The sequence below is a fragment of the Promicromonospora kroppenstedtii genome, assembly GCF_044389675.1.
GTDB lineage: Bacteria > Actinomycetota > Actinomycetes > Actinomycetales > Cellulomonadaceae > Promicromonospora > Promicromonospora kroppenstedtii.
Genome location: NZ_JBIRYI010000009.1, coordinates 248,591 through 268,990 on the forward strand (window position 1 = coordinate 248,591; position 20,400 = coordinate 268,990).

The window sequence follows — 20,400 nt, forward strand, 5'->3', positions numbered from 1 at the left end:
CAGGTAAGCGGCTGAACGTCAGGTGATCGGCACCCTGAGGCGCCGATCACCTGACGTTCTACCGATCACTCCGAGGGCCGGAACCCCCTCAGACCCGCGCCATCCGTAGCCCCGCGTCGCGGTGCGTGCGCTCGATGACGCTGGAGTACCCGGCGATCATCCGGACGTGGCTGAACTTCGGCCGCACGGCGGTGCGCGCCGACTCCAGCTCCTCGCGACGGGCCGCGGCCTCGATCCAGGTCGCGGCGATCTCGTCGGGTTCGAACGACGTCACGAACCCGATCCGCTCGACGATCGACGGTGCGTCGCCCACCGGGGTCGTGACGGGCACGGCCCCGCACATCGATCCCTCGATGAGGCAGAGCGGTGCGGCCTCGCCGAACGTCGAGGTGAGCGCGACGACGTCGGCCGTCGCGTAGACCAGCTCCATGTCGTGGCGCACGCCCAGCAGCTCCAGGCGCTCCAGCAGGTCGGGGCGGTCGCCGAAGATGCGGGCCAGGTCGTCCTGCAGCGCGGGGTTGGCCGGACTCATGCCCGCCCCGCACATCTGCACGTAGCCGGCGGGGTCGAGCTCGAGGAACGTCCGGGCCGAGCGGAGGAACAACTCGGGGTTCTTCATCTCGTCGTACCGCGCGGCGTAGACCACGACCGTCGCGTCGGCCGGGATCCCGGCCGCGCCCCGCAGGGCGAGCCGGCGCGCACCCTGCACCGGCCGGAACCGGGCCAGGTTGATGCCGTTCGGCACCACGCGCAGCAGGTCGGCGGGTACGCCCGCCTCCCGGTACGCGTCGCGTGTTGACTCGGCGCAACAGACGACGGCGGCCAGCCGGCCTCGTTCCGCCGCGGTCAGCAGGTCGCCGAGGGCATCGCCCTGGTGCTCCGGGTCGGACCGGTGCAGGCACGCGATGACCGGACGTTGCGGGAACGCGTCCTGGTTCACCAGCCGCAGCGGCTGCTCCTTGAGGGACAGGATGACGTGGGATCCGCTGGCCTGGTGGCCCGCGGCCCGCAGCTCGGCCTCGGTGAACACCCGCGGGTCGTGATTCGCGTCGGTGCTGCGGCCCAGGGAGCCGATCCGGACGCCCGCGGCGCGCAGGGCGCGGTAGCGGGGGTCGTCCTCCATGCGCTGGAGGGTGGCCTCACGCCGGACCTCGTGGTGCAGGCTCAGCACGGAATGCTGCTGACGACCGCCCTGATGCAGACCGGCAACCACTGTCGAGTGCAGGACACGAGCCCCGCCGCTGAAGAAGCCCTCGTAGAGCGAGAGCACACGCAAACCGTTGCGCTGGATCACAGACACCACCTCCTGTGCCCAGGGTGAGCCCTGCGGATGTGCGTTACATGGCAATTTGGTTACACGAGGATTACGTATCCGAGGACTTCTGCACAAGGAGGTTTCGGATGTCTTTCTCCGCCTGAGCGGGTGAGGTTTCGCGGCAGCCCAGCGCGACCCACCGCTCGATCATCGCCGGTTCGGACCGCAGCAGCGAGGTGCCCCGGCGCAGCAGCGTCACGATCGGCTTGCGCGCCTCGGCGACGTCGCGCAGGAACCGGAACCAGAAGGTGACCAGGCGGGGCCGTGACAGGCAGATCGCGTCGGCGAGCAGCCCCTCGGCCCGGCACTCCTCGACGAGCTGCGCCGCGAAGATGCCCTCGGCGATCATCAGCGGCGAGTCCCCGATGTCGAGCCGGCGCATGCCCGTGCGGCGCGACGTCGGGATGTCGTACACCGGCACCTCGGCGCGGCCCTCGGTGGCGAGCTCCTGCAGCGCGGCCAGCGCGCCCTTGCCGTCCCAGCTCTCGGGGCTGTCCCAGTCCACGCTGCCGTAGCGCTGCGGCAGCCCGGGGTGGTCGATGTCGAGGTAGAAGTCGTCGAGCTGCACCACCGGCAGGCCGAGCCGCTGCGTGAGCGACGTCTTGCCCGAACCCGACGGTCCGGTCAGCAGCACCACGCGCGCGCGGGGGCGCCGCGCACCCGGGGGCAGGTCGAAGAGGGCGGGCTCGGTCACGGGGTCGGTCACGAGATCCGATTCTCCCGCACCGGACGGCCGGTGGCTGCGGTGCGCGGCGGTGTGGGGCGTGACGCTCCTCCCTTTCGAGGCCAAACTTTCTCCTCTTTGCGGCGGCCGAAAGCGAAGAAAAGTCGGGCCTCGAAGGGGAAGGTCGACGGCGGCCCGGACCGCTGCCCGGCCTCGTCAGCCCCGTTGGTAGCGCCCCGGCGTCGTCCGCAGCAGGCGGCGGAAGTGCCGCGTCAGGTGCGCCTGGTCGTGGAACCCGGTGGCGGCTGCGACGTCGGCCGCGGGCTCGCCGGCCAGCAGCAGGCGTCGGGCCAGGTCCAGGCGCCGTCCGACCAGATACCGGTGCGGTGGCAGGCCGAGCTCCCGGGTGAACGAGCGCACCAGGTGCGGCACCGTGACGTCGAGCTCGGCGGCGACCTCGGCGAGCCGCACCGGCCTGGTCGGGTCGGCGTCGAGCAGGTCGCGGGCCCGCCGGGCGGTCGACGCCGACGGCGGCTCGCGCGGTGGCGTCGGACGGCCGGTCAGGTGCCAGGCCAGGCCGTCGGTGACCAGCGCGAGCAGGCTCTCGGCCGCGACGTCCTCGCGCGCGGTCAGCGCCCGGTCGAGGCCCACGAACCGCCTGCGCAGCGTGTCGTCGGGGACCAGCGGGGCGTCGACCGCCCGGCCGACCAGCGCGTCGTCGAGCACGGTGGGCTCCAGGTAGACAACACGCTTGCGAAAACCGCTCGCGGTCACGGACCGCCCGTCGTGCACCACGCCCGGCGGCAGCACGGTCACCCCGGTGCGCCGCGCGGCGTGCTCCTGACCGTCCAGGCCGTACCCGATCAGGCCGCGGTCCACGATCAGCACGGTCCAGGTGTCGTGCGTGTGCGCCGGGTAGGCGTGCTCGTGCCATGCGGCGTGCAGCACCTCGGCCACGCCCGGGATCCCGGGCCGCCAGGCGCGCACCACGTCGGGGGCCGGGCCGGCGGGGCGATCGAGCGGGGGCACATCAAGAACGTACAAGATCCGCGGCGCCGTCCGCGGCCACCCTGGGAGGCATGACCTTCGAACAAGCCAAGATCGTGATCGTGCTGCGCGACGACCTGCTCGCCTGGCAGGAGAACAACGTCACGGCCTTCCTGTCCAGCGCCGTGACCGCGGCCTACCCCGAGCTGGTCGGCGAGACCTATCGCGACGCCGACGGCCAGGAGTACCTCGCGATGCTCGGCACCCCGGTCATGGTCATGGTGGCCGACGGCGACCGGCTGGCCACGTTCCGGGAGCGCGCTGCCACGCGCGGCCTGCGCGTCGGCGTCTACACGGCCGACCTGTTCGCCACGGGGAACGACGCGGACAACCGGGCCGCCGTCGCGGGCGTGGCCACCGGGAAGCTCGACCTGGTCGGGATCGCGGTCGCCGGCGAACGCCGCGTCGTCGACAAGGTGGTCAAGGGCGCGCGCCTGCACCCCTGAGGTCAGGACACGAGCGCCACGTGCAGCGTCCGGGGGCCGTGCACACCCTCCACGCGGTCGAGCTCGATGTCGCTCGTGGCGCTCGGCCCGCTGATCCAGGTCAGCGGCCGACCGGGGTCGGCGTCGAGCAGCCGCACGGCCTCCGGCACGGTCTGCACCACCTGGTCGGTCCGCACCACGCACACGTGCACGTCGGGCACCAGGGAGATCGCGCGCCGGCCCTGGTCGGGCTCGCCGTCCAGCACGATCGTGCCGGTCTCGGCCACCGCGACCCGCGCGGCCGTCACCACGGCGTCGGTCCCGTCCAGCTCGACCGCGGAGAGCGGCGCCTCCCGCGAGTCGGTGAGCACCTCGACGTCCGCCAGCCCGGCGAGCCACGCGGGCTCGATCCCGGGCGGCACGACGACGCTGCTCCGCGCCCTCGCCCCTTCGGCCCCCCGGCCGGTCGGCGGAATGTCAGAAGATCGGTCGCTCGAGCTGCCGACCACCTGACCTTCTGCCGACCGCCCTGGATCGGCCCCGGACCCCGGCGTCAGCAGCTCCGCCAACAGCCCCGGCAGCTCCGCAGCCGTTACCCGGTGCACGTGCGCCTTGTAGTCCACGAGCCGGTCGACCAGCACCTCCAGCACCTCCGCCGACCCGGCGGCATGCTCACCGGCGGAACGGTACTCCCGGGGCACCGGAGCGGGCTCCGGCGTGGAGGTGCCCAGCGCCGTCCGGATCCGGGACAGCATCTCGGTCCTGGCGTCGCTCATCGCTCGTCCTCCCGCTCGGCCCACCAGTCGTGGAACGTCTGCTTCGGTGGTTCCGGCAGGTCCCTGGACCGGGTCCAGAGCGAGCCGGGGAACGGCAGCCGCCGGATCACGCCGTGCCGCGAGATCGCCCGCAGCACCCGCGGGACGCGCGCCGCCCGGCGGAACCGGGCGCCGTCGGCCATCGCGAAGGACGCGGCCTTCATGGCCGCCTTCCACACCCGGTCCGCGGTGTCGGGCGAGGCGCCGCCGAGCTCGACCTCGCGCGCCCGCAGCTCGACCAGGATCGACGGGATGTCGATCTTGACCGGGCAGACCTCGTAGCACGCGCCGCACAGCGTGGAGGCGTACGGCAGGTCCGACTTCTCGCCGGTGAGCTGCGGTGTCAGGATCGCGCCGATCGGGCCGGGGTAGACCGAGCCGTAGGCGTGGCCGCCCACCCGCTCGTACACCGGGCAGACGTTCAGGCACGCCGAGCAGCGGATGCAGTGCAGGGCCGAGCGCCCCGCCTCGTCGGCCAGCACCTTGGTGCGGCCGTTGTCGAGCAGCACCAGGTGGAACTCCTGCGGCCCGTCGCCCGGGGTCACGCCCGTCCACATGGAGGTGTACGGGTTCATCCGCTCGCCGGTCGAGGAACGGGGCAGCAGCTGGAGGAACACCTCCAGGTCGCGATAGGTCGGGACCAGCTTCTCGATGCCCATCACCGTGATCAGGGTCTCGGGCAGGGTGAGGCACATGCGGCCGTTCCCCTCGGACTCCACCACCGCGAGCGTCCCGGTGTCCGCGACCGCGAAGTTCGCGCCGCTGATCGCGACCTTGGCCGAGAGGAACTTGCGCCGCAGGTGCGCGCGGGCGGCCATCGCGAGCTCGCGCGGCACGTCCGTCAGGTCCGCCGGGGCGTCGCCCATCCGCTCCAGGAAGATGTCACGGATCTCCGTGCGGTTGCGGTGGATCGCGGGCACCAGGATGTGCGACGGCATGTCGTCGGCGAGCTGCACGATCAGCTCCGCGAGGTCCGTCTCGACCGCGGCGATGCCCTCCTCGGCCAGCGCCTCGTTGAGCCCGATCTCCTGGGTGGCCATGGACTTGACCTTGACGACCTCGTCGGTCTGCTTCTCCCGGACGAGCGAAGCGACGATCCGGTTGGCCTCGGCGGCGTCCCGCGCCCAGTGCACGACGCCGCCCCGCGCGGTCACGTTGCGCTCGAGCTCCTCCAGGAGCTCGGGGAGGCGCGCCAGCACGTCGGCCTTGATCGCCGACCCGGCGTCGCGCAGGGCCTCCCAGTCCGGCACCTCGCCCACCACACGGGCCCGCTTGGACCGGATGGTGGCTGTCGCGTTGCCCAGGTTGCGGCGCAGCTGCTCGTTCTCCAGCGCCGCCTTCGCGGCGTCGGGAAAGGATGCGCCCCAGTGCAGCGGGTCCTCCGGCCGTCCGACGCCGCCCAGGGTGCCGGGCGCCGCGTCCGGGCTCGGGCCCCGCCCGGCGCGCGTGGCCGGCATGCCGAGGAACGTGCTCATCGGGCCACCTCCTGGCGGTCGCCGGGCACCACGGGCGCCTCGCGCGTCGAGACGAGGATCTCCGCCAGGTGCATGGGCCGAACGCCCGTGCCCCCGCGCGAGAGGCCGCCGCCGATGTGCATCAGGCACGACCAGTCGCCCGCGGTGAGCACCTCGGCGCCCGTGCCGACCACGTTCGCCACCTTGTCGTCGAGCATCGCCGCCGACGTGTCGGCGTTCTTCAGCGAGAACGTGCCGCCGAACCCACAGCAGCCCTCCGCCTGGTCCAGGGGCACGAGCTCCAGTCCCTCGACGGCGCGCAGCAGCCGCTCGGGCTTGTCGCCCACACCGAGCATCCGCAGCGAGTGGCAGGTGGGGTGGTAGGTCACGCGGTGCGGGAACCAGGCGCCGACGTCGGTCACGCCGAGCACGTCGACCAGCAGCTCCGAGAGCTCGTAGGTGCGCTCCGAGACGGCCGTCGCCGTCCGCGCCTCGGCGCCCAGCCCAGCGCGCTCCAGGACCATCTTCTGCTGGTGCCGGATCGAGCCCGTGCACGAGCCGGACGGCACCACGACGGCGTCCCACTCGCCGTCCGCCACGGGGGCGAACGTCCGCACGTGGTTCCGCACCACGGGCACGGCGTCGGCGAGGTAGCCGGTGTTCACGTGCATCTGGCCGCAGCACGCCTGCGCGGCGGGGAACACGACCTCGTGACCCAGCCGCTCCAGGAGCGTGACGACGGCCTTCGGGGCCTGCGGGAACATCGCGTCGGCGATGCAGGTGGCGGCCAGGGCGATGCGCATGGGCACTCTCCTTCGAGGTCTGACCACACCATAGCCCACTGTGGACAGACCACACCACGTACCATGCACCGGTGAGAACCCACGAGCGTGTCCTGGCCAGGATCGAGGAGGGCCTCGTCGCGGGCACGTGGTCCCCCGGCGAGCGGCTCCCGGCCGAGCGGGCGCTCGCGGAGGAGCTGGGCGTGTCCCGCCCGTCGGTGCGCGAGGCCATCCGGATCCTGGAGGCGATGGGCATCGTGCGCACCGCCGTCGGCTCGGGTCCCGGCGCGGGCGCCACCGTGATCGACCGGCCCGCGGCCGGCCTGGGCGCGGCGGTGCGGCTGCACGTCGCCTCCGGCACGCTGCCCGTGTCCGACGTCGTCCGCACGCGTGTGCTGCTCGAGGCGAACGCCGTGCGGGACGCCGCCGAGCGCTCGTTCGACGACGCCGCGCTGGACCCCCTGCGCGAGCTCCTGGAGGCGATGGCCGAGCCGGGCCTCGGCATCGACGAGTTCCTGGCGCACGACCAGGACCTGCACCTCGGGCTCGCGCGGCTGGGCGGCAACCAGCTCGTCGAGGCGATCCTGAGCGGCATGCGCGCGGCCGTCGCCTCCTACGTGACGACGGGGGCGCGGGCCGTCGAGAGCTGGCCGCGCACGGCGGCGCGGCTGTGCGCGGAGCACGAGGGGATCGTCGACGCCGTCGCACGGCACGACGCCGCCGAGGCGGAGCGGCTCACCCGCGCGCACATCGAGGGCTTCTACCGCGAGGCGGGCCTGGGCCAGACGTGACGTCGTGTCGCGCGCTCGGTTCACCCTGGTGAACTGAGCGCCCGACGCGTCACGGGGTGGCCGGGGCGGGCGCCGGGCGGGTCGCCTGGACCACCGTCCGGCACGGGTCCGCGTCCGGCCCGGTGCCGGACGCGGCGCGTTCCAGCAGCTCCCGGAGCACCGCACGCTGCGCCGGCTCGAGCCCGGCGAGCAGCTCCTCCTCCGCGGCGGCGACGCGCGCGTCCATGGCGGCGAGCACCTCGAGGCCGCGGTCCGTCGCGACGACGCGGCGCGCCCGCCGGTCGGCCGGGTCCTGCTGCCGCTCCACGAGCCCGCAGCGCTCGAAGGCGTCCAGCAGGTAGGTCATCACCGTGCGGTCGATGCCGAGCGAGGCGGCGAGCGCGGCCTGGCTCGGCAGCCTGCCGTGCACCACGGCGGTGAGCAGCTGGTAGCCCCGTGTGCCCTGCGGCAGGTCGTCCGCGGCGGCGTCGACCCGTGCGCTCCACTCGCGCAGGAGCGCGGCGAGGGACCAGCCGAACAGGGAGTGCTGGCCCGTGCGGGTCTCGGCGGGGACGGTGCTCATGGCCACATCCTACGGGAATGTGCGGCATTCAAGAAGAGTTGTGAGTAATATCGTCTGTTAGACAGACGATCTGCCGCGCCGCGCGGCAGGCGCAGAGCGACGACGAGGGACACCGCACGCATGACCGACTACGGGCACGACCTGCTCTTCGGCACGTTCATCACGCCCACCAACGCGAACCCGCAGGTTCCCGTCGGGCTGGCCCAGCTCTCCGAGCAGCTCGGCCTCGACCTGGTCACGTTCCAGGACCACCCGTACCAGCCGTCGTTCCTCGACACCTGGACACTCATGTCCTGGGTGGCCGCGCAGACCGAGCGCATCCACCTCTCCGGCAACGTCCTCAACCTGGGCATGCGCCCGCCGGCCCACCTGGCGCGTGCCGCCGCGAGCCTCGACCTGCTCAGCGGCGGCCGGTTCGAGATGGGTGTGGGCACGGGCGGCTTCTGGGACGCGATGGTCGCGATGGGCGCCACACGCCGGACGCCCGGCGAGGGCGTCACCGCCCTCGAGGAGGGCATCGAGATCATGCGCGGCATCTGGGACGCCGGCAACCGCACGCCGCTGCGTGTGCCGGGGCAGTTCCACCACGTCGACGGCGCCAAGCGCGGCCCGGCCCCCGCGCACGACATCCCGATCTGGCTCGGGGCCTACAAGAAGCGCATGCTCCGGCTCACCGGCGCCAAGGCCGACGGCTGGCTGCCCTCGCTGCCCTACTTCAAGGACGGCGACCTGGCACGCGGCAACGCGACGATCGACGAGGCGGCCGAGGAGGCCGGTCGCTCCCCGAGCGAGATCCGCCGCCTGCTGAACCTCGGCGGCTCCATCACCGACCGGTCCACCGGCCCGCTGCAGGGCCCGGCCGACCAGTGGGTCGAGGAGCTCACCCTGATGGCGCTGGAGGACGGCGTCAGCGGGTTCATCGCCATGGGCGACGACCCCGACCAGATCCGCGCGTTCGCGCAGGAGGTCGCGCCCGCCGTCCGCGAGGCGGTGGCGGCCGAGCGCCGGTCGAGCGGCACGACGCCGGCGGCGGCTCGCCGGGGTACGGCCGCCCTGGCGGCGCGCCGCGACGGGATCGACTACGACACCCTCCCGCCGGAGCTGGCCGCGCACGCCGTGGAGCCCGGCGACCGCGAGTACGGCGCGGTGCGGCACAACTACCTGCGTTCCGGCGCGCCGGGCCTGGTGCTGCGGCCCCAGGGCGTGGACGAGGTCGCCTCCGGGCTCGCCTGGGTGCAGAAGCAGGACGTCGAGTTCGCCGTCCGCTCGGCCGGGCACGGCATCTCCGGCCGGTCCACGAACGACGGCGGCGTGGTGCTCAGCCTGAGCCGCATGCGCTGGGTCGAGGTGGTCGACGAGGCGACGCGCCGTGTGCGGGTCGGCGCCGGAGCCACCTGGGGCGAGGTCGCCGAGGTGCTCGCGCCGCGCGGCTGGGCCATCACCTCGGGCGACTACGGCGGCGTCGGTGTGGGCGGGCTCGCCACCACCGGGGGCATCGGGTTCCTGGGCCGGCTGCAGGGCCTGACGATCGACCACGTGGTGGCCGCCGAGGTGGTCACGGCCGACGGCCGCGTGCTGCACGCCTCCCGTGACGAGCACCCCGACCTGTTCTGGGCGCTCCGCGGCGCCGGCGGCAACATGGGCGTGGTCACCTGGATCGAGATCGAGGCAGGCGCTGTCGGGGACGTCGTCTTCTCGCAGATGACGCTCGACGCCACCGACACAGCGGGCCTGCTGGAGCGGTGGGGCGCCACCGTCGAGGCCGCGCCGCGCGGGCTCACGTCGTTCATGATCCTGGGCTCGGGGCGGCGCGGGCAGCCGCCGATGGCGCAGCTCATGACCGTGTTCGCCGCGGAGGGCGCCGACGCCGACCCGGACGAGGCGATCGCCCAGCTCGAGCTGCTGGCCGACGCCGGCCCGCTGCTCGGGCACCAGGCCCAGCTCCTGCCGTACTCGGGCGTGGTGCGCAAGGAGGACGCCCACCACTCCGGCGGCGGCGACCCGTCGGCGCGGTCCGGCCTGCTCACGCACCTGGACCAGGACACGAGCCGCGCGATCGAGCGTCTGCTCGCCTCGGGCGAGTCGTACTTCACCTCGATCCGGGCGACCGGCGGCGCGGCGCACGACGTCGCCCCGGATGCCACGGCGTACGCGCACCGGCACCAGAACTTCGCGCTCTCGGCGCTCGCGAGCGACCAGGACCGGCTCAACCAGGCGTGGGACGGCGAGATCGGGCCCGTGATGGACGGCTCGTACCTGTCCTTCGACACCGACAGCAGGCCCGAGCGGCTGCTGGAGGCCTTCCCGGAGCCGACCCTCACGCGACTGCGTCAGGTGAAGGCGGTCTACGATCCTTCGAACGTGTTCCGGACGAATTTCCCGATCCCGCCGGCGGAACCGGCGGAGGTCTCCCCGGGAAGTGACGCCTGACTCGTCCGCCTTGTCACGCATGGTTGTGGATAACTTCACCCGCGCGTGGGTGAGAACCCGTAGGTTCGATCGCGTCCGGTTCGGCCGGGCACGATCTGACCGCCACACCACCGCAGGGGAACCGATGAACCTTGTCGCCGCCTCGCGCCTTGCGCGCGAACTGATGGACCAGCACGGGCTGAAGGCCTGGACGTTCGAGTTCGACGACGCCGTGCGGCGCGCCGGGATGTGCAGCTACGGAAAACAGCGCATCAGCCTGTCGGCGCCGCTCACCCGCATCCACGACGAGCGGGAGGTGCGGGACACGATCCTGCACGAGGTGGCGCACGCGCTCGCGGGTCCCAAGGCCAAGCACGGGCCGGCCTGGCGCGAGGTGGCGGTGCGGATCGGGTGCTCCGGACGGCGCTGCGTAGACCCGTCGGCACCGTCGATCGACGGGCCGTGGGTGGGCACGTGCCCGTCCGGGCACCGGGCCACCCGGTTCCGGCGGCCGTCCGGCATCATGTCCTGCCGCTCGTGCGGGCCCCGGTTCGCCCTGGCCAACCTCATCGCCTGGACCTACAAGGGGCGCAACGCGGCGATGGGGGAGCGGTACGACAGCCAGCTGCGCGGGGCGTTCCGCGAGGTGGGCGAGGCCCCGGCCACCGGGCCGGGCGCCGAGGAGCGCGTGGCACGGGCCGCACGGGAGCGGGCGTCCGGCACCGTCATGGAGCCGTTCGACCTCGGCGCGCTACGTTGACCTCATGGCTACGTCGTCCGCTCTCACTCTCCCGCCCGGCGCAGCCGGCTCCCGCATCATCGGTCTGGGGCACTACCAGCCACCACGCACGCTCACGAACGACGACATCGCGCAGCGGGTCGAGACCAACGACGAGTGGATCCGGTCGCGCACCGGCATCGTCACGCGGCACGTCGCCGCGGACGACGTCACCGTCGCCGACATGGCAACGGCGGCCGCCGAGCACGCGCTGGCCGACGCCGGTCTGACCGCCGCTGACGTCGACCTGGTGATCGTCGCGACCGCCACGAACGACGACCGCTCGCCGAACACGGCGGGCCGGGTCGCCTACGCGCTGCACACCGGCGTCCAGCCCGGTGCCTCCACGCCCGAGGGCGAGGAGGCACCGGACCTGCGCGGCGTCGTGGGTCCGGCGGCTCTGGACCTCAACGTGGCGTGCTCCGGGTTCGCGCACGGCATCGGGGTGGCCGACCAGGCCATCCGCACCGGCTCCGCGCGCACCGCGCTGGTGGTCGGCGCCGAGAAGCTCACGGCGTACACCGACTGGACCGACCGCTCGACGTGCATCCTCACGGCGGACGGCGCGGGCGCGGCCGTGCTGCAGGCGGCGGACGCGCCCGCCGTCGGGCCCGTCGTGTGGGGCACCGAGCCGGAGCTGACGCCCGCGGTGCGGATCGAGGCGCCCGAGGTCAAGTTCCAGCAGGACGGCCGCTCGGTGTTCAAGTGGGCCATCACGCGGGCTGCCGACCGGGCGCGGGACGTCGTGGCGGCGTCCGGGCTGAGCCTCGACGACATCGAGGTGCTCGTGGCGCACCAGGCCAACCTGCGGATCATCGAACCGTTGGCCAAGGCGCTCGGCATGGAGGGCAAGGTCGTCGTCACGGACATCACGGAGTCGGGCAACACGTCGGCGGCGTCGATCCCGCTGGGGCTGTCCAAGTGGTGGCACGCGGGCAAGATCCCGGCGGGCGCGCCCGCGCTGCTGTTCGGGTTCGGCGGCGGGTTCGCGTGGGCCGGCCAGGTGGTGATCACGCCGGAGCGGTGACCGGCTCCGACCCGGCGGTGGTCGGTCGGGATCGGGACGGTGCGGGGCCGGAAGGCATGGACAGCGCTTTCCCGGAGCCGTATCGTTTCAATCCCGTCCACCCGACGTCGACGACGACCGAAGGAGCTCTCCACCGATGCCTGAGCCGACCACCGAGCCGATCACCGGTCCGACCCATGAGCCCGTCCCGCCGTCGGGGCCGCTGCCCGAGGGCCGCCGCCGCTACGCGGTGGTCGGTACCGGGCACCGGGCGTCGATGTACGTCGACGCCCTGATCGGCACGCACGCCCCGGACGGCGAGATCGTCGCCTGGGTCGAGCCCAACCCTGTGCGCGCCGCCGCCTACGAGGCGCGGGTCGCGGCCGCGCTCGGCGGCATCCGCCCCGTGTACCAGCCCGACGACCTGGAGAAGGCGATCGCGGAGCACTCCGTGGACCGCGTGATCGTCACCTCGGTCGACCGTACCCACGCCGACCTGGTCACCCGCGCCCTGCGGGCCGGCGCCGACGTCGTCGTGGAGAAGCCCATCGCGGCGCACCCCGACCAGGCCCGGCAGATCGTCGACGCCGTGGCCGAGACGGGCCGCGACCTGGTCACGACGTTCAACTACCGCTACTCGCCCCGCAACAGCGCGCTGCGCGAGGTGATTGCGAGCGGCGAGATCGGGCGCGTGCTGTCGGTCCACTTCGACTGGGCGCTGGACACCGTGCACGGCGCCGACTACTTCCGCCGCTGGCACCGCGAGAAGGTGAACAACGGCGGCCTGCTGGTGCACAAGTCGAGCCACCACTTCGACCTGGTCAACTGGTGGATCGACGGCGTGCCGCGGCGCGTCTTCGCCTCGGGCGGACGGCGCTTCTACGGCGCCGACGGCGCCCACGAGACGGACTACGAGCCCACGGCCGGCGAACGCGCACTGAACGACGTCGGCATCGATCCCTGGCAGCTCGACGTGGAGAACAACGAGTGGCTGTCCGCCCTGTACGGGCCGGAAGCCCAGGCGGTGGACGGCTACGTGCGCAACCGGTCGGTCTTCGACACGGGTATCACCACCGAGGACACGCTCGGGCTGGTCGTCGAGTACGAGGGCGGCGCGCTGATGACCTACTCGCTCACCGCCCACTCGCCGTGGGAGGGCTACCGCGTGGTGGTCAACGGCACGCGCGGCCGGGCAGAGCTGGAGGTCGTCGAGCGCGGCTCCGTGGAGTTCGGCGACGGCCGGGCCGCGATCCTCGACCCGAGCGCCACCGAGGTGTTCGAGGAGGACGTGGTGCGGCCCATCGGCGAGCGGCTCGTGGTGCAGCGGCACTGGGAGCGTGCCGAGGAGCGGCCGATCGTGCGCGGCGGCGGCGGGCACGGCGGCGGCGACGCGCTGCTGCTGGCCGACGTGTTCAAGCCGTCGGACGAGCCCGACCCGCTCGCCCGCGCGGCCGGCTACGTCGACGGCGTCCGCGCGTCGTCGGTGGGCTACGCGGGCAACCGCTCGCTGGAGACAGGCGACCCCGTCCGTATCGAGGACCTGGACCTGGGTATCTGACGATCCCTGAGGTCCGGCCCGCCTCTGCCCGGTCCAGGCCTCCCCGGTCCAGGCCTCCCCGGGCCGGCCGGGGTCGCCCCTTCCTGGGTTGGCCCTTCACCTTCGAGGCCTAAGTTTCTTCGCTTTGAGCCAGCTCAAAGCGAAGAAACTTAGGCCTCAAAGGGGATCGCCCCGCGGGGGCATCGTCGCAGGGCCGTCGGCCGTCAGCCGTGGGCCGTCGGGAGTCGCCCGTCGGCTCCGGGCCTCGCGTCAGACCAGCAGCGCGCCGATCACCACCAGCACGGGGACGCACAGCGCCGTCGTCCAGACGGTCGCGCGGGCCGCGACGCCGTCGAACACCCCGTACCGCGTCGCGTACGTCGTCACGTTGACCGCCGTCGGCAGCGCGGCCATGGTCACCACCAGGGCCAGGGCGGGCGCGTCCAGCCCCACGGCCGAGCCCAGGGCCCAGGCCGCGAGCGGGTGCAGCAGGTTGCGCACCAGCACGGCGATCGCGATGACCCAGCCCACCAGCCGGCGGCCCCGACCGGCGGCCACGCCGAGGTCGGCGTGCGCGGACGGCATCGGCACGGCGAGCGTCATGCCGAACGTGAGCAGGCCCAGCGGCGGCGCGGCGGCGCCGATCAGGTCGAACGGCAGCAGCACGACCTCGGGCAGCCGCGCGCCCGTCAGCTCGCTCACCACCGCGACCAGCAGGCCCGCGACCGTGCCGAGCGTGATCGGGTTCCGGAACGCCGCGAGGAACACCTGCCCCATCGACCGCCAGCCGGACCGGGCGGCCGCCCCGTCCGCGGACGCCGTGGCCCGGTCGAGCGCGGAGAGCGTCAGCGGCGCCAGCACCAGGAGCTGGAACAGCAGCGTCGGCACCACGGCGAGGGCGTCGTCGAACAGGTAGACCGCCAGCGGCAGCCCGATGTTGCCGCCGTTCACGTACACGGCGGCCAGCGTGGTCACGGCCGCCGGGCCCGCGGGCAGCCGCAGGATCCAGCGTGCCGCCGCGGCCGTCGCCAGGCCGAGCACCGCCGTCGTGATCCACGTGACGGCGGCGCCGCGCGAGAGCACGTGCGCGAGGTCGGTCGAGGCGAGCGTGCTGAACATCAGCGCCGGCGCGCAGATCGTGAACGACAGGGTCGCCAGGGTCTGCCGGGCCCCGGCCCCGCCGTCGGCGGCCGCGCCTTGCGCCATCCCGCGGGGAAGGCCGCGGCCCGCCAGCAGGCCGGTCCGCTGGATCACCCAGCCGAGCGCGACCACGCAGGCCATGGAACCGATGGCAGTCAGGACGGGCAGCACCCGAGCACCATGTCACGATCCGGGCGAGCTACGTCGGAGCCGTCCACGGGGCGCCCAGCTCGGTGAACGTGCGCTGCTCGCGCGCTGCGCGCTCGCACCACGCGGCCACGTCGTGCACCACCGGGTGCCGCGCGTCGCCCACGGGATTTCCCTGCCCGACGCCGCCCGGCCCGCCGACGCCGCCCGGCCCGCCGACGCCGCCCGCGACCCCCGGCCCGCCCGCCGCCACGCCGTCCACCCAGTCCACGAACCCTGCCCCGATCGGCGCCGGGTCCGCCGCGGTGCGCACGGCCTCCAGCACCCGCATGAACGCGCCGGTGTCCCGCACGTCGCAGAGCAGCCGTTCCTCGCCGGCCCGGGCGCGCAGCAGGTTCTCCAGCAGGCCGGTGCGCTCGTACCGCTTCTCGGCGACGACCTTCCCGGCGCGCAGCCGTACCAGGTCGTGCTCGTACTCCAGCTCGATCTCGCCCGCCGTACCCTGCACGATCACCCGCGCAGGCGTCCGCACGGCCGCGCACAGCGTGAGCCCGAACCCGTACCGCGTCCCGTCGGTGCCGACGGCCCGCAGCGAGGACGTGTCGTCGGCCTCGATCGGGTTGGCGCGCCACAGGTCGGTGTTCACGTACGCGAGGTCGGCGGCGGTCCGGGCGCCGCCGACCCACAGCGCGGTCGCGACGGCGTGCGCCAGCGGGTTGGTCACCACGCCGTCGACCACGGCACGGTCGCCCATCCGGCGCCGCCCCGCCCACGGCGAGCGCGCCCAGTAGGCCGCGGTCCGCACCCAGGTGCCGACGGCGCCGATCCCGGTCACCTGCCCCACCTCGCCGCGCGCGATCATGTCGGCCACGGCGGGCAGGGCGTGCGACCCGAAGGTCTGGAAGCCGACCTGGCAGAGCCGCCCGGTCCGTTCGGCGACCGCAACGAGCTCGGCGTGCTCCGCGAGCGACGCGGTGGTCGGCTTCTCTAGCAGCACGTCGATCCCCGCCTCCAGCGCGGCGCGCGCCAGCGGCAGGTGCGTGTGGATGGGCGTGGCGAGCACGACGACGTCGGGCAGCGTCCCGGCGTCGGCGGACAGCAGGTCGCCCAGGCTCGCGAACCACGGGGCCGGGGCGTCGTCGGGTTCCCGCGGGTCGACGACGGCGCTCAGCCGCGCCAGCCCGCGCTCCGCCAGGTCCGCGACGGCGCGCAGGTGCGAGCCCCCGTGGCCGTGGATGCCGACCACGGCCACCTTGGGCAGGCTCACCGCTGCCCGCCGTCGGTGAGGCCCGAGGCCAGGCCCGCCGCGGCGTCCGCCGTGAGCTCCGTGTCCAGCAGCACGGCGACCAGGTCGAGCCGCACGGAGCCGCCGTCGGGCACGAGCAGGGGTGCGTCCCAGGCGAGCGCGGGGCACGCGCCGGGGTACTCGGCGGACCGCAGGAACCACGGCCGGACCTGGCCCGGCTGCACCAGCAGCAGCGTGATGGAGCGGCCGCCCTGCTGCTGCACGAACGCCACCCAGGGCGACGTGCTGCCGTGCGCCCGGTTCTCGCCGGTGCCCGCGGCCGACAGGACCGTGGTGCTCTCGGCGATCGGCAGGCGCCAGAACAGGCCGCCGTACCCGGCGCCCGGCCGGCCGTTGGTGGCGGGCGAGCGGATCTCCAGCGGGCCGTGGTCGGCGTGCAGCGTGGAGCGCCAGTCGAGCACCCAGCCGGGGGCGGCGCCGGACCCGGGCGCGACGGGGAGCAGGCGCGCCGAGATGCGGCGTTCCTCGCGGAGCTGCGGTTCGCCGTGCTCGTCGGACCAGACCACGTCCTCGACCAGGGTCTCGCCCGCCGGGCCAGGGGCACCGACGCCGGGGACGCCCGGCTCCACGCGGATCCCCGCCGACGTCTGCCGGCCGTGGTTCTTCAGGAGGGTCGGGCCCACGTCCTCGATGAACGTGCGGCCGCCCCAGTGGCTGGTGCCGTTCACGTCCGGCACCGCGATGCCGACGCCGTAGTGGTGCCGGTGGTCCACCGGGCTCACGTCGGTGAGCGGCACGCCGGCCAGCGTGTGCACGGGGTGCAGGTAGGGCCGCCGCGCGTGCACCTTGGGCATCCGGTCACCGCCGTCACGACGCACCAGCTCCAGGCCGTCGCCGCAGGTCAGGACCACGGCGTCGGCGGCCGGATCGGTGGGCACGGACCAGACGGGCGTCGCGGTGGGCGGCACCGTCGGCACCTCCTCCGGCTGCCGGGCGACGAGATCGTCGTCCGTGACGTGCACCCGCTCGGGGCCCTGGGGCACGGGTCCGGTACTGCCCCGCACCTCCAGGCTGGGCGTGAATCGTGCAGAGCGTGCGGGGTGGGCGTCGTCGTCGATCACGGCGTGCAGCTCCCTCCAGGCGTGTCGGCCGAGCTCGGCCTGCGGCACCGCGACCGTCGTCAGCGCGGGTGTGGCGTAGCGGGACAGTTCGATGTCGTCGAAGCCGGCCACCGAGATGTCGGCGGGCACGGCCACCCCGGCCTCGTTCAGCCCGGCGAGCAGGCCGAACGCGACGAGGTCGTTGAAGGCCACCGCGGCGGTGGCGCGGGTGGCGAGGACGGCGGGCGCGGCGGCGTGGCCCGCCTGGATGTCCGGTCCGGCGGGCAGGTCGAGGATCTCGAGGTCGGTGTGCCGCGCCCGGGCGCGGTCCAGGCCGGCGCGGCGCATCTCGTCGGAGGCGCTGCGCACCGGCCCGCCCAGGTAGACCATGCGGCGGTGGCCGAGGGCCACGAGGTGCTCCACCACCTGGACGGCGGCGTCCTCGTAGTCCACGACCAGGCTGGGCGCGGCCCCGTTGGTCTCCCGGTTGACCAGCACCACGGGCTCGACGTCGGCGATGAGCGCGCTGAGCTCCGCGTCCCCGACGCGCGGGGAGACGAGCACGAGCGCGTCGCACCGCATGCGGGCCTCGAGCGCGATCGCGCCCTCCTGCTGGTCGTCCTCGACCGTGTCGGCGACGAGCACCCGGTAGCCGTCCTCGGCGGCGCCGTCCATCACGCCGCGCAGGATCTGCTGGAACACGGGGTTGCCGAGGTCCGGCACCACCAGTGCGACCGTCTGCGTGCGGCCGAGCGCGAGGCTGCGGGCCGCGTTGCTCGGCCGGTAGCTGAGCTCGGCGGCGGCGCTCCGCACGCGCTCGGCGATCGCGGCATCGACCGTGCTGCGCCCGTTCATCACGCGCGACACGGTGGCGCGCGAGACCCCTGCCGCCGTTGCGACGTCCCCGATCGTGGCCGTAACGCGGCGCTGACCTGCCCCTCGAACGCTGCCGCTGCCCATGTGCTCTCCGTCCGTGACCTTCGTCCGACCGGATCCCGCGTGGTTCCGCGCCTTCGTCGGCGTGGCCCGCGTTACCGGTTTCCCGATGTGACCGTACACCATGGGAAACCGGTTCCTCATGTGGTACGTTCCTCCACCAGAGACCGGTTTCTCACCGATGATGCCGGGGATCGACGACGATCCGGAGGACAACGCGATGCGCCACCCGACCCGCGAGCCCGGACCCTGGCGGTCCGAGCCCCCGCCCGCCCTGACGGGCCCCGTCCGCGCGGGGGTGAACCCATGTCAGTGATCCAGGAGCTCTCGCGCGGCAAGCAGGGCGTCAGCGCGCGCCGCAAGGGAGACGGCCGCTGGGCCCTGCTCTTCCTCGCGCCGTGGTTCGTGGGGCTCGCGCTCATCACGGCCGGGCCCATGGGGGCGTCGCTCTGGCTGTCCTTCACGGACTACGACCTGCTCTCGGCCCCGCAGTGGGTGGGGCTGGAGAACTACACGCGGATGTTCGACGACCCGCGGTTCCTGAAGTCGCTCGGCGTCACCTTCACCTACGTGTTCGTGTCGGTGCCGCTGCAGCTCGCCGCGGCCCTCGGGCTGGCGCTGCTGCTCGACAAGGGCCTGCGGGGCCTCGCGCTGTACCGCTCGGTGTACTACCTGCCGTCCCTGCTGGGCGGCTCGGTGGCCATCGCGATCCTGTGGCGCCAGATCTTCGGCGCGGACGGCCTGGTCAACCAGGTACTGGCGATCTTCGGGGTGCAGGGCGAGGGCTGGGTCTCGCACCCGGACTACGCGCTCGGCACCCTCATGGCGCTCAACGTCTGGACGTTCGGCGCGCCCATGGTGATCTTCCTGGCCGGCCTGCGACAGATCCCGCAGATGTACTACGAGGCGGCCGCGATCGACGGCGCCTCGCGCTGGCGCCAGTTCCGCAGCATCACGGTGCCGCTGCTCACACCGATCATCTTCTTCAACCTCGTGCTCCAGCTCATCGAGGCGTTCCAGTCCTTCACGCGGGCGTTCGTCGTCAGCGGCGGCAACGGCGGCCCGTCCGACTCGACGCTGCTGTACACGCTCTACCTCTACCTCAAGGGGTTCGGGTCGCTGGACATGGGCTACGCCTCGGCCATGGCCTGGTTCCTGCTGCTCATCATCGGCGGCATGACGGTCGTCAACTTCCTCGCCTCCAAGTACTGGGTCTTCTACGATGACTGACGCCTCGACGCCCACACAGACCGCACAGAACGCGACGACGACGGCGGTGCGGCCGCCGTCGAACACCGGTACCGCCTCCGGTTCCCGCGGGACCGGGGGGAACACCGCCCGCCCGGTCGCCGTCCGCCCGCGCGGCCGGCGCGCGCAGGCCCGCGTGATCAGCCTGCTCAAGCACGCGGGGCTCATCGCCTTCGGGTTCGTGATGCTGTACCCGCTGCTCTGGATGCTGGCCAGCTCGTTCAAGCCGAACGCGCTGATCTTCCGCGAGCCGGGCCTGATCCCCACCGACATCGACCTGTCCAACTACACGGACGGGTGGAACGCGCTGCTGCACCCGTTCAGCCACTACCTGATCAACTCCGCGCTGGTGGTGCTCGGGTCGCTGCTCGGCAACCTGCTGTCCTGCTCGCTGGCGGCCTACGCGTTCGCGCGGCTGGAGTTCAAGGGCAAGCGGCTGTGGTTCGCGATCATGCTGATGTCGATCATGCTGCCGATCCACGTGGTGATCGTGCCGCAGTACGTGCTGTTCTCCCAGCTCGAGTGGATCAACACGTTCCTGCCGCTGATCGTGCCCAAGCTGCTGGCGACCGACGCGTTCTTCATCTTCCTGATGGTCCAGTTCTTCCGCGGCATCCCGCGCGAGCTGGACGAGGCCGCGACCCTCGACGGCTGCAACCACCTGCGCATCTACCTGCAGATCATGCTGCCGCTGTCGATGCCGGCCCTCGCCACCACGGCGATCTTCACGTTCATCTGGACCTGGAACGACTTCTTCAGCCAGCTGATCTTCCTCACGCGGCCGGAGATGTACACCGTGCCGATCGCGCTGCGCACCTTTGTCGACTCCACGGGCGAGAGCTCGTGGGGCTCGCTGTTCGCGATGTCGATCGTGTCCCTGATCCCCGTCTTCATCGCCTTCCTGTTCGGACAGAAGTACCTGGTCAAGGGCATTGCGACCACCGGAATCAAGTAGCTCCGCCCGCGATGCGACAACGACGTCAACGTCACCGAAGGAG

Annotated in this window: 18 protein-coding genes; 8 read left to right on the forward strand and 10 right to left on the reverse strand. The window is 73.2% G+C overall.

The window, feature by feature from the left end; genetic code table 11:
* Window positions 1-88 precede the first annotated feature (88 nt).
* From ACH47X_RS16270 to ACH47X_RS16280, 3 genes are all read right to left on the reverse strand, one after another.
* The gene (locus tag ACH47X_RS16270) at window positions 89-1,294 is read right to left on the reverse strand and encodes a glycosyltransferase (RefSeq protein ID WP_397405620.1); all 1,206 of its coding nucleotides are present in this window, start codon (window positions 1,292-1,294) and stop codon (window positions 89-91) included.
* Window positions 1,295-1,364: 70 nt separating this feature from the next.
* Window positions 1,365-2,021: a uridine kinase family protein gene (locus ACH47X_RS16275; protein ID WP_036966728.1), complete on the reverse strand. Its 657-nt coding sequence runs from the start codon at window positions 2,019-2,021 to the stop codon at window positions 1,365-1,367.
* A 174-nt stretch (window positions 2,022-2,195) separates the two neighbouring features.
* On the reverse strand, window positions 2,196-3,008 hold the full coding sequence (locus ACH47X_RS16280; RefSeq protein ID WP_397405621.1) for an AraC family transcriptional regulator: 813 nt from the start codon (window positions 3,006-3,008) through the stop codon (window positions 2,196-2,198).
* Window positions 3,009-3,058: 50 nt separating this feature from the next.
* On the opposite strand from ACH47X_RS16280, the gene ACH47X_RS16285 reads away from it, so the two are divergent.
* Window positions 3,059-3,472: a DUF2000 family protein gene (locus tag ACH47X_RS16285; RefSeq protein ID WP_397405622.1), complete on the forward strand. Its 414-nt coding sequence runs from the start codon at window positions 3,059-3,061 to the stop codon at window positions 3,470-3,472.
* Between the two features lie 2 nt (window positions 3,473-3,474).
* On the opposite strand, the gene ACH47X_RS16290 is transcribed toward ACH47X_RS16285, so the two are convergent.
* Genes ACH47X_RS16290 through ACH47X_RS16300 form a run of 3 tightly spaced genes read right to left on the reverse strand, consistent with a single transcriptional unit; the run spans window position 3,475 to window position 6,523 of the window.
* Complete coding sequence (locus ACH47X_RS16290; RefSeq protein ID WP_397405623.1) at window positions 3,475-4,227, reverse strand: lactate utilization protein C; 753 nt, start codon at window positions 4,225-4,227, stop codon at window positions 3,475-3,477.
* Window positions 4,224-5,741 (reverse strand): LutB/LldF family L-lactate oxidation iron-sulfur protein, encoded by a 1,518-nt coding sequence (locus ACH47X_RS16295; protein ID WP_397405624.1) that lies wholly within the window; start codon window positions 5,739-5,741, stop codon window positions 4,224-4,226. Before ACH47X_RS16295 ends, ACH47X_RS16290 begins: the two co-directional genes overlap by 4 nt.
* Window positions 5,738-6,523: a (Fe-S)-binding protein gene (locus ACH47X_RS16300; RefSeq protein ID WP_036965494.1), complete on the reverse strand. Its 786-nt coding sequence runs from the start codon at window positions 6,521-6,523 to the stop codon at window positions 5,738-5,740. Before ACH47X_RS16300 ends, ACH47X_RS16295 begins: the two co-directional genes overlap by 4 nt.
* 71 nt (window positions 6,524-6,594) lie before the next feature.
* Between ACH47X_RS16300 and ACH47X_RS16305 the strand changes: the two genes are divergently transcribed.
* Window positions 6,595-7,293: a FadR/GntR family transcriptional regulator gene (locus tag ACH47X_RS16305; protein WP_142032501.1), complete on the forward strand. Its 699-nt coding sequence runs from the start codon at window positions 6,595-6,597 to the stop codon at window positions 7,291-7,293.
* Between the two features lie 49 nt (window positions 7,294-7,342).
* Here ACH47X_RS16305 and ACH47X_RS16310 read toward each other — a convergent pair whose 3' ends face one another.
* Complete coding sequence (locus tag ACH47X_RS16310) at window positions 7,343-7,855, reverse strand: MarR family winged helix-turn-helix transcriptional regulator (RefSeq protein ID WP_397405625.1); 513 nt, start codon at window positions 7,853-7,855, stop codon at window positions 7,343-7,345.
* Between the two features lie 120 nt (window positions 7,856-7,975).
* Here ACH47X_RS16310 and ACH47X_RS16315 point away from each other — a divergent pair, with 120 nt between their 5' ends.
* The 4 genes from ACH47X_RS16315 (at window position 7,976) to ACH47X_RS16330 (ending at window position 13,606) form a co-directional block, all read left to right on the forward strand.
* Window positions 7,976-10,285 carry an LLM class flavin-dependent oxidoreductase gene (locus ACH47X_RS16315; protein ID WP_397405626.1) on the forward strand — a complete coding sequence of 770 codons (2,310 nt, stop codon included), beginning with the start codon at window positions 7,976-7,978 and terminating at the stop codon, window positions 10,283-10,285.
* Window positions 10,286-10,409: 124 nt separating this feature from the next.
* Entirely contained in the window at window positions 10,410-11,024 is a 615-nt protein-coding gene (locus ACH47X_RS16320; protein WP_036964448.1) for a SprT-like domain-containing protein, read from the forward strand.
* A gap of 4 nt (window positions 11,025-11,028) precedes the next feature.
* Window positions 11,029-12,069 (forward strand): 3-oxoacyl-[acyl-carrier-protein] synthase III C-terminal domain-containing protein, encoded by a 1,041-nt coding sequence (locus ACH47X_RS16325; RefSeq protein ID WP_397405627.1) that lies wholly within the window; start codon window positions 11,029-11,031, stop codon window positions 12,067-12,069.
* 136 nt (window positions 12,070-12,205) lie between these two features.
* Complete coding sequence (locus ACH47X_RS16330; RefSeq protein WP_397405628.1) at window positions 12,206-13,606, forward strand: Gfo/Idh/MocA family protein; 1,401 nt, start codon at window positions 12,206-12,208, stop codon at window positions 13,604-13,606.
* A 249-nt stretch (window positions 13,607-13,855) separates the two neighbouring features.
* Here ACH47X_RS16330 and ACH47X_RS16335 read toward each other — a convergent pair whose 3' ends face one another.
* The 3 genes from ACH47X_RS16335 to ACH47X_RS16345 are packed head-to-tail and all read right to left on the reverse strand — an operon-like array spanning window position 13,856 to window position 18,178.
* Window positions 13,856-14,896, reverse strand: coding sequence for an AEC family transporter (locus ACH47X_RS16335; RefSeq protein WP_397405629.1), 1,041 nt, complete (start codon window positions 14,894-14,896; stop codon window positions 13,856-13,858).
* Window positions 14,897-14,924: 28 nt separating this feature from the next.
* On the reverse strand, window positions 14,925-16,139 hold the full coding sequence (locus tag ACH47X_RS16340) for a Gfo/Idh/MocA family protein (RefSeq protein WP_397405630.1): 1,215 nt from the start codon (window positions 16,137-16,139) through the stop codon (window positions 14,925-14,927).
* Entirely contained in the window at window positions 16,136-18,178 is a 2,043-nt protein-coding gene (locus ACH47X_RS16345) for a DUF6807 family protein (RefSeq protein ID WP_397405631.1), read from the reverse strand. The genes ACH47X_RS16340 and ACH47X_RS16345 overlap by 4 nt, the downstream gene beginning before the upstream one ends.
* A 282-nt stretch (window positions 18,179-18,460) precedes the next feature.
* Between ACH47X_RS16345 and ACH47X_RS16350 the strand changes: the two genes are divergently transcribed.
* Together ACH47X_RS16350 and ACH47X_RS16355 are read left to right on the forward strand one after the other, a co-directional pair.
* Window positions 18,461-19,384 carry a carbohydrate ABC transporter permease gene (locus tag ACH47X_RS16350; RefSeq protein ID WP_036964452.1) on the forward strand — a complete coding sequence of 308 codons (924 nt, stop codon included), beginning with the start codon at window positions 18,461-18,463 and terminating at the stop codon, window positions 19,382-19,384.
* Complete coding sequence (locus tag ACH47X_RS16355) at window positions 19,377-20,357, forward strand: carbohydrate ABC transporter permease (protein ID WP_397405632.1); 981 nt, start codon at window positions 19,377-19,379, stop codon at window positions 20,355-20,357. The genes ACH47X_RS16350 and ACH47X_RS16355 overlap by 8 nt, the downstream gene beginning before the upstream one ends.
* The last annotated feature ends 43 nt before the right edge of the window (window positions 20,358-20,400 follow it).